Origin of the sequence: Clostridium sp. AM46-21 (assembly GCF_003480025.1) — a bacterium.
GTDB lineage: Bacteria > Bacillota > Clostridia > Lachnospirales > Lachnospiraceae > Coprococcus > Coprococcus ammoniilyticus.
The window spans coordinates 215,062-223,063 of record NZ_QUIB01000003.1 but is presented as its reverse complement, the minus strand read 5'-3'; the positions used below and the strand labels follow the sequence as shown (position 1 = coordinate 223,063).

11 protein-coding genes are annotated in these 8,002 nt (G+C 40.7%); 6 read left to right on the top strand and 5 right to left on the bottom strand.

From position 1 onward, the window contains the following. Positions 1 to 879: Cna B-type domain-containing protein (locus DW959_RS03235; RefSeq protein WP_118615370.1), on the top strand; the 879-nt coding region annotated here is incomplete at its 5' end. Here the strand turns inward: DW959_RS03235 and DW959_RS14095 are convergent. Beyond that, on the bottom strand, positions 845 to 1,150 hold the full coding sequence (locus DW959_RS14095; RefSeq protein ID WP_182430051.1) for a hypothetical protein: 306 nt from the start codon (positions 1,148 to 1,150) through the stop codon (positions 845 to 847). The genes DW959_RS03235 and DW959_RS14095 overlap by 35 nt on opposite strands. A 394-nt stretch (positions 1,151 to 1,544) precedes the next feature. On the opposite strand from DW959_RS14095, the gene DW959_RS03225 reads away from it, so the two are divergent. Both DW959_RS03225 and epsC read left to right on the top strand, forming a co-directional pair. Continuing rightward, positions 1,545 to 3,170, top strand: coding sequence for a response regulator (locus tag DW959_RS03225; protein ID WP_117822305.1), 1,626 nt, complete (start codon positions 1,545 to 1,547; stop codon positions 3,168 to 3,170). Between the two features lie 184 nt (positions 3,171 to 3,354). After that, complete coding sequence (gene epsC / locus DW959_RS03220) at positions 3,355 to 4,257, top strand: serine O-acetyltransferase EpsC (protein ID WP_021943530.1); 903 nt, start codon at positions 3,355 to 3,357, stop codon at positions 4,255 to 4,257. A gap of 248 nt (positions 4,258 to 4,505) precedes the next feature. Here the strand turns inward: epsC and DW959_RS03215 are convergent, their stop codons facing one another. From DW959_RS03215 to spoVT, 4 genes are all read right to left on the bottom strand, one after another. Further along, positions 4,506 to 4,745 (bottom strand): RNA-binding S4 domain-containing protein, encoded by a 240-nt coding sequence (locus tag DW959_RS03215; protein WP_008402549.1) that lies wholly within the window; start codon positions 4,743 to 4,745, stop codon positions 4,506 to 4,508. 69 nt (positions 4,746 to 4,814) lie between these two features. Then, positions 4,815 to 5,273 carry a ferritin-like domain-containing protein gene (locus tag DW959_RS03210; RefSeq protein ID WP_117808143.1) on the bottom strand — a complete coding sequence of 153 codons (459 nt, stop codon included), beginning with the start codon at positions 5,271 to 5,273 and terminating at the stop codon, positions 4,815 to 4,817. Between the two features lie 239 nt (positions 5,274 to 5,512). Next, positions 5,513 to 5,785: an HU family DNA-binding protein gene (locus DW959_RS03205; RefSeq protein ID WP_117808144.1), complete on the bottom strand. Its 273-nt coding sequence runs from the start codon at positions 5,783 to 5,785 to the stop codon at positions 5,513 to 5,515. 187 nt (positions 5,786 to 5,972) lie between these two features. Further along, a complete protein-coding gene (gene spoVT / locus DW959_RS03200; protein WP_117822303.1) occupies positions 5,973 to 6,518 on the bottom strand; it encodes a stage V sporulation protein T in 546 nt (181 codons plus the stop codon). Between the two features lie 330 nt (positions 6,519 to 6,848). On the opposite strand from spoVT, the gene DW959_RS03195 reads away from it, so the two are divergent. The 3 genes from DW959_RS03195 (at position 6,849) to DW959_RS03185 (ending at position 7,898) form a co-directional block, all read left to right on the top strand. Further along, a complete protein-coding gene (locus DW959_RS03195) occupies positions 6,849 to 7,133 on the top strand; it encodes a YabP/YqfC family sporulation protein (protein ID WP_117785865.1) in 285 nt (94 codons plus the stop codon). Continuing rightward, a complete protein-coding gene (yabQ, locus tag DW959_RS03190) occupies positions 7,133 to 7,513 on the top strand; it encodes a spore cortex biosynthesis protein YabQ (RefSeq protein ID WP_117822302.1) in 381 nt (126 codons plus the stop codon). Before DW959_RS03195 ends, yabQ begins: the two co-directional genes overlap by 1 nt. An 85-nt stretch (positions 7,514 to 7,598) precedes the next feature. Next, on the top strand, positions 7,599 to 7,898 hold the full coding sequence (locus DW959_RS03185) for a septum formation initiator family protein (RefSeq protein ID WP_117808147.1): 300 nt from the start codon (positions 7,599 to 7,601) through the stop codon (positions 7,896 to 7,898). Positions 7,899 to 8,002 lie beyond the last annotated feature (104 nt).

The following is an 8,002-nucleotide window of genomic DNA, read 5'->3' as shown; positions in this document are numbered from 1 at the left end:
GGATATGACTTTGGAGCAGCAGGTAAGAACTTTACAATTTATGTAACAAACGCAAGTGGTGAATATGTTCTTGCAGATGGAAGCATAAGCGCAACCAAGACAGGAATCAGCGTACCGGCAAACGGAAGCGTAACAATCAATGACATCCCGGTAGGCACATACAACGTAAGCGAAGCTCCAACCGGAACAGCAATTACGAATTATGATCTGACAGTCAGTGGCGAAGGTGATGTAAATGTAACAAAGGATACAGTTGTCAATGCAACCGTAACAAATACATATACATATCTGACTACATCCGTAACTGTTAAGAAAGCATGGAACGATAATAACAACAAGGCCAATAAGAGACCTGGATTTGTAACGGTACAGCTTTATGCCGGAACAACTATATCAGGAATTCCGGTACAGCTTGATGAAAGCAATGGTTGGACAAAGACTTGGGATAATCTTCCGAAATATGATGCAAACGGATTAATCCAGTATACGGTCAAGGAAGTAAATGTACCTAAGGAATATACCGACAGCATAACAACAGATCCTGCAACAGGTGAGATTACAATTACAAATACAAGAACCAGCACAAAGGGTAAACTTGTATTAACAAAGACCGTTGTTGGTGATGTCGATAAGGCAGAAGCTGAAAATGTGATCAAGTTCAAGATTACAGACGAAGCAGGTAATTCCGAGACATATGCACTGACTGATTTCCAGTATGATGTATCGACAAAGAAATATACATTAGAACTGGATAAGCCGGCTGGAACTTATACCATTGAAGAAATACAGTATGATATTGATGGATATGAAACAAGCAGCATCAAATACGTAGTAGGAACAGGCCTCAGAAGGATGGTAAGTCAGCAGAAGCAACAGTAGTTGTAGATGAAACAGTAAATGTTGCATTTGTCGATACATATGATAAGACAACTACAACAGAGAATACGACAGAAGTTACAACTACAACGGAAGATACAACAGAGATTACAACCACGACGGAAGATACAACAGAGATTACAACCACGACGGAAGATACAACAGAGATTACAACCACGACGGAAGATACAACAGAGGTCACAACTGAAACAGAAGATACAACTGAGACAGAAGACACTACGGAGATCACGACAACGGAAGACAAACCTTCCACTCCACCGGATACACCAAAAACCGGCGATGATGCTCCACTTATGCCACTTGTAATCCTGTTTATGCTCAGTGCAGCAGGAGTTGTAACAGTGATTGTTGTAAAAAAGAAAAATGATCGTGCAGATCGTAAATAAAAAGAATCTATAAAAACAACAAGTAAAGGTCAGGCACTCTGGTATGCAGAAATGCATATCAGGGTGCTTTTTCCTGTTATTTATGTCGAAATATAGCGAATGAATTCTAACTGAAAAAAGAAATAGTTGCACAATGTCGAAATATCGGTTATAGTAATTGCAATGCTAGAGAGATCTTGATGGAAGAAAATCAGATAAGGTCTTTCGAAAAACGGAAAAAAGAAAAAGGGGGGACGGTCTCGAAGGTGAGACTATAAACGTATGAGTAAGATAACATATGTCAGAACGCAACGGGATAAAAAAGTTGCATTTCTATTATTTCTATTTAGTGCTATTCTGATAGCGCTTATTATCTGGGGTGGGAATGTATTTTCCAAATTTGAACAATATGTTGATATATCCAGTAAGAATACGATCGCAGCAATGATGGAACAGGTAGAACATTCCTATCAAATGCAGATTAATTCAATGTATGAAGAAACAGAACGTCTTGAGAACTATCTGTTTGATGGCAAAACGAGGTCTGTTGTACTGGCAGATTATGAAGATTATTTTATAGCTATGGAGAATGATTCTGTACGGGATATCGTATTCGTTGATCATACCGGAAAATATATCTGTGATGATGGCAAAACAGGGACATTGGATTTGGGTGATACAAAGGGCACTCTGTTTGATGTTGGCGGTCAGTCTGTCCAATATTGTACCTGGAGAAACGGAGAAGAAATATTTGTTGTAGCAAAAAAATATGAAGCGTTCTATGTAAATGAAAATGAATATGAAGTCATAGCGTTTATTTATAATACAAATAGGGTAAATGATCTGTTTATTGATTCCGCATACGGGGGACAGGCAAAACTCTATGTGACAAATGCAGACAGCATGGTAACATATGCGGATCTGGATAATAACGAGGGTATTGTGCGCAATTATAATATCCTTGATCACTATCTGGATGAGTCGGTGATCGGAGAGGAACAATATGCACAGATCACAGAGGATTTCAGCGAAGGCAGACAGAATTGTGTTACCCTATATAAAGGAAAAAATGCAGAATATTTCTATTACCAGCCATTAGAAGGAACGGAGTTCTTTCTCGTATTTCAGGCGCCGTGTGCAGTGGTACAGAGTGTATTGACGGATTATCAGAAGAAGGTGTCACGTTCATGGATGGTTACGGTTGTGATCATTGCATGTATCATGTTAGTGCTGGCAGTAGGTACGGTCGGAGCGATCCATATGAGGACCTGGTATGAATATGAGCGACAGACGGCTGATATGCACCGGGAAAATAATGTACAGTTGCGGCGTATGAATGCAGTGATGGAGGAAACCGTCCGGGAGTACCGGTTAGCACAGGAAGGGGCTTTGGAAGAAGAAACCGAAGAGGAAGCGGCTGAAAGAGCGGCGGAGGAAGAACGGGAAAAAGAAAGACAGATCCGTGAAGCACTTCCAAGGGTCGCATTCGTAGGCGAACGTTTTCTGCTGGTCGATGATAATGATATGGAAGGACTGCTTTTGCAGGAGGCATTGACCAAAAGAGGAGCGGAATGTACCATAGCAAAGAGCGGAGAGCAGGCATTGAAGATGTTTAAACGTTCAAAGCATGAAAAGTTCCAGTATATATTGATGGACGCTGATATGCCGGATATGGATGGCTATCAGGCAGCCAGAAGAATCCGGCTGATGGATCATCCGCAGGCAAAAACGATACCGATTCTGGCAATGACTTATCACGCAACACCAGAGGCTATGCGGATGGCAGCTATAACAGGTATGTCCGGTCAGGTTGAGAAGCCGGTTAAAATGCAGACGCTTGCTCTGATCATAACTAAACTGAAGAGTAAGAACAGGGTTCATCCAGGATATGATTATGACAGAAAATAGCAAGAAACCGAAAAAACAGTATTTGTATTTTCTGTTGAAGTGTAATGAAAAAACTATTATTTACATTTTCTATTGAGATGTTATACTAATGCTATATGCAGTTAGAGATGGATGATGTTTTATAGGACATATGATATTACGCTGCATATATTGATATTAGGAAACGAAATGGAGTAAGACTGGAATGGAATTTGAAAATGATGTAAAAGCAGTCGTTGCAGAAATGGCTGAGGCGTTAAATAAGAATTATTCGGATCAGAAATTATTTGATCTGTCACTCGGAGAACGACTTCCACAGAAGGATGAGATCATTGATTTTGTGGATGAATTACGGAAAGTAACATTTCCGGGTTTCTTCGGGAGAGAGAATATGGCATATGCCAATAAGGAGTATTTTGCAGGACATAAGCTGTCATTGATATATGATAAATTATTCCGTCAGATCAAGGTGGCATTGAGTTATAAAAATGATGCTAAGAGCTATCAGGAGATCACAGAGGAAGCGCAGGAGAAAGCTCTGGGCTTTATCCGTTGCATACCGGAGGTTCAGGCACTTCTTTGCAAAGACGTAGAAGCGGAATATAACGGAGATCCGGCTGCAAACAGCCGTGAAGAGATCATATTCTCCTATCCGGGGTTATTTGCGATATTTGTATACCGATATGCACATGTGCTCTATCAGATGAAGGTACCGTTTATTCCAAGGATCATGACAGAATATGCACATGGTGAAACAGGAATCGATATCAATCCGGGTGCCAATATTGGTGAATATTTCTTTATTGACCATGGAACCGGAATCGTTATCGGTGAAACAACCGATATTGGAAATAATGTAAAAATCTATCAGGGGGTTACCCTTGGTGCGCTGTCGACCAGAAAGGGCCAGCAGTTGTCCGGTGTCAAACGTCACCCAACCATAGAAGACAATGTAGTTATCTATGCGAATACAACCATTCTTGGTGGCGAGACCATTATTGGTGCAAATTCCGTAGTGGCGGGAAATACCTTCGTGACGAAGTCCATCCCTGCAAACACCAAGGTTGCCTCCACCATGCCGGAACTTGAAATCAAGACCTCAAACTAAATAGTTATAACAGACAAAACAGGTGGACGCTCTCTAACAGCCTGACTATAATTGACTCGCATAATTTCTATTCGCTGCACATGCCTGATTCGTAAATACTCCTGTGCCAACTCGTCTTTCGGACTCAAACAGGCACCCGTATTTACTGGCAATGTGCATCTAATTACGAAATTTTCGCTAATGTCAATATATAGTCAGGCTGTTAGAGAGCGTCCACCTATTTTTGCCTTTCATACAGATATAAAGTCTTACAAATACCGGAACATTTCTTTGGCATCCTCTTTTTTAGTGGAGTCGGCAATCATCGTTACCTCGACTTTGACGGTCTTGTTGCCGAAGCCGATCTCGATAACGTCGCCGACCTTCACATCAGTGGATGCCTTGGCAACCTTGTCGTTTATCATAACACGTCCGGCGTCGCAGGCTTCATTTGCGATGGTTCTTCTTTTGATCAGTCGTGAAACCTTTAAATATTTGTCTAATCTCATTTGTATATCTCCTTTTGTATTTTAAATGATAGTGTTCCATATAGTCGTAAGAGTATTTTGTTGGAAGGCTTATGCCATTCCATTTACTGTTTTGTATTTGAAGAGCATTTCGGCGTGATTCTGCTCTTCGACCTGGATGTCAGCTAGAAGCTTACGGATCGCACTGTCACCAAATATGAATACATCACTGTTATATTCAGAGGATGCGAGCTTTTCGCTGGTGATACAGTCTGTTGCAAGAAAGGCATCATCCTTCTTATCCTGAGACTGTCCGAGCTGACTGTAGGTAGCTTTTGGGTCGTAGTCTCTGCCATCACTGTCATTGCAGTTGCAGCTTGGTACGGTTCCAGTCAGAACCTGCTCCAGACTGTCATAGTGCTTCTGTTCATTTCCCTTCAGCGTGGTAAATAATTCCTGTAACACAGGATCCTTTGCCTGGGCTGCATATTTGTCGTATTTGTCAATGCAGGCCTGTTCCAGTGTCTGAAGATCCTTGATCGCCTGTTTTTCCTTTTCTTTTAAGACCATAGTTATTGCCTCCTGCTTATTTAATGAATTGATACATATAACAGGTATGCAGGGACAACCGGCAGTACGCTGTTTTTTGCATCTATCAGAAGTATTGCCAGAAGACAGTCGGGTTATTCCGGCAAATAATCATATCATACAAGACTGCAGTCCGATTATTCTGGAAAACAGAAAAGCAAAAGGGATGCTGATTTATACGATGCAGCATCCCTTAAGTACTTGATTCGTTCTATAAAAAACTAGTTAAGTGAATCCTTTAAAGCCTTACCAGCTTTGAATTTTGGAGACTTAGAAGCAGCGATTGTCATTGTTTCGCCTGTTCTTGGGTTTCTACCTTCTCTTGCTTCTCTTTCAGCAACTTCGAATGTACCGAAACCAACTAACTGAACCTTCTCACCCTTCTTTAATTCTTCAGCTACAACGTCTGTAAAAGCCTTTAAAGCCTTCTCAGCATCTTTCTTTGATAATTCTGTCTTTTCTGCTATAGCAGCAACTAATTCAGTCTTGTTCATCGAAAAAATCCTCCTAAAATACTCATAATATATTATCCTGGTGAGCTAAACCGGATAACTCCTGGCGTAAGTCACGCCCCAACATGTATATTTATACCTAAAATGCCAGTATTTGTCAAGGTTAGAACGCCATTTTGCCTTGAAAAACCTTGATTTTTCGCCATTTCTCAAGGCAAATGACATAGAATTAGTTCTCCATCTGTTTTCCGAGAAAATTAGCAGCAATGATCGCGGTTTTCTGTTCAGTTTCCCCGAAACGCATTTTGTCATCTTTGCTCAATACAATGACCGCTCCGATCGCGTCACCTTCACAGATGATCGTCTGGATCACCTGTCCGGCATAGTCAGTGTCATCGGAAGTGATGTTGACATATTTTGTATCACCGCGGCGGGCAATTATAGCTTCCCGGTCATTGATGACATCCTCCAGATCCTTGTGGATGGATTTGCCGACCAACTCTTTCTTTGGCATGCCGGCTACTGCAATGATCTGATCGCGGTCAGTGACGCATACCGGACAGCCGAGGATCTGTGAAATGGAATCTACATATTGCTGTGCAAAGGTTCCGAGCTCGCCGAGCGGGGAATATTTTTTTATGATAACTTCGCCGTCTTTTCCGGTAAAGATCTCAAGGGGATCACCTTCCCGGATCCGAAGCACACGCCGGATCTCTTTCGGAACAACGATCCTGCCCAGATCGTCGATACGTCTGACAATTCCTGTGGGTCTCATACTTATTTTTCCTCCAATACCCATATTTTGTAAGAATGTTTTTTGTAATAAAAAATACATCCTTTTTTGCTAGGTTTTAGCTTTAGAATTAGTATGTGGCAAATGTGGGGAATTATACTCTTACAAATACGAATGAATATAAATTTATGGCTAAGAGATAGTAAAGAACAAAAAATAAAAATCAGTCAAAACTGATCAATATCGGCAAGCTGGAAGAATTGTTTGTTGAGATATGGGATTGAGAACAGGTTCTACTGCAGGTATAAGCTTCATATACTGTTCTAACAGACTTAAGAAAGCTTCTGAAGGCTTTTTGGAAAAGGGGAATACATGGAGAAGGTACAGAGCACAGGAAATTCCGATGGACATAAACTGATCATGGATGCCAGAAAGGAAGCAAAGATAACCGGAGTGGAAAAGGTAATCTCGTTTGAACCGGATCTGGTATATCTTCTCACAAAGGCCGGAAAGATGAAGCTGACCGGAAAAGATATGCATATGACGAATCTGGATATTGACAAGGGCGTTCTTGACATGAATGGAAAGGTTGACTGTATTTGTTATATGACAGATAAAGAGGACAGAACATTTTCGCTTAAGAGGTTGTTTAAATAATGACGGAAATGATGGAACAACAGTCAACCGCGTTTGCCGTATGTGTGCTATGCGGCGTAATCATTGGTTTTCTGATAAGTTGTTTTTATGCTTTGAAAAAAGCGATAAAGATGCATGACGTCTGGATCGGTATTTTTGATCTGACGTTTTGGCTTGCATTATGTGCAATGGTTATTCTGGTGATGTTTTATTATAATAGCGGAGAGATTCGGCTGTATATTTTTTTAGGATTTTTTTCGGGAGCCGGGGTGTATTTTGCTACTATAAATTGGGTTGTTTCTAGACTGCTGGACTACATATTGTATGGGATAAAAATGGGGTTGAGAAAAGTGATTTTAAAGGCAAAAATGCTTGTTGACATAATTTGTTCGAGAAGGTAAAATTATGTCAATACACTTCGAAAGAACTGTTTTTATAGCAGAACAGGTCTGTTCGAAAAGAAGCAGGAAACAGGGGAAATGGACCATGGGTAGAAGCAATACCGGAAGAAAACAATCGAAGATCAGTACCGCTATTATTCTGATCACTCTTCTTTTACTGGTTGTTGTCGTGTTGGTGAAGTCGATTCAGTTAAGGGAGAAGAAAGCAGAGTTGCAGGTACAGGCAGCAGAGATTACTGCCCAGATTGAAGATGCACAGAACGAGCATAAGAAACTAGAAGAAAAAGAAGACTATATGAAGACGAAGAAATACGTTGAGGATGTTGCAAGAAATCAGCTTGGGCTGGTATATCCTGACGAAATAGTGATTCGCCCTGAAGAATAAACACAGAATTAAGAAAGAAATATAAAAAAGAGTCAAAGAAAAGTGATAGCTGTTTTCAGCTTTCGCTTTTTTTTTACGTTCAGTCTCCGTATAATGTCTGACAC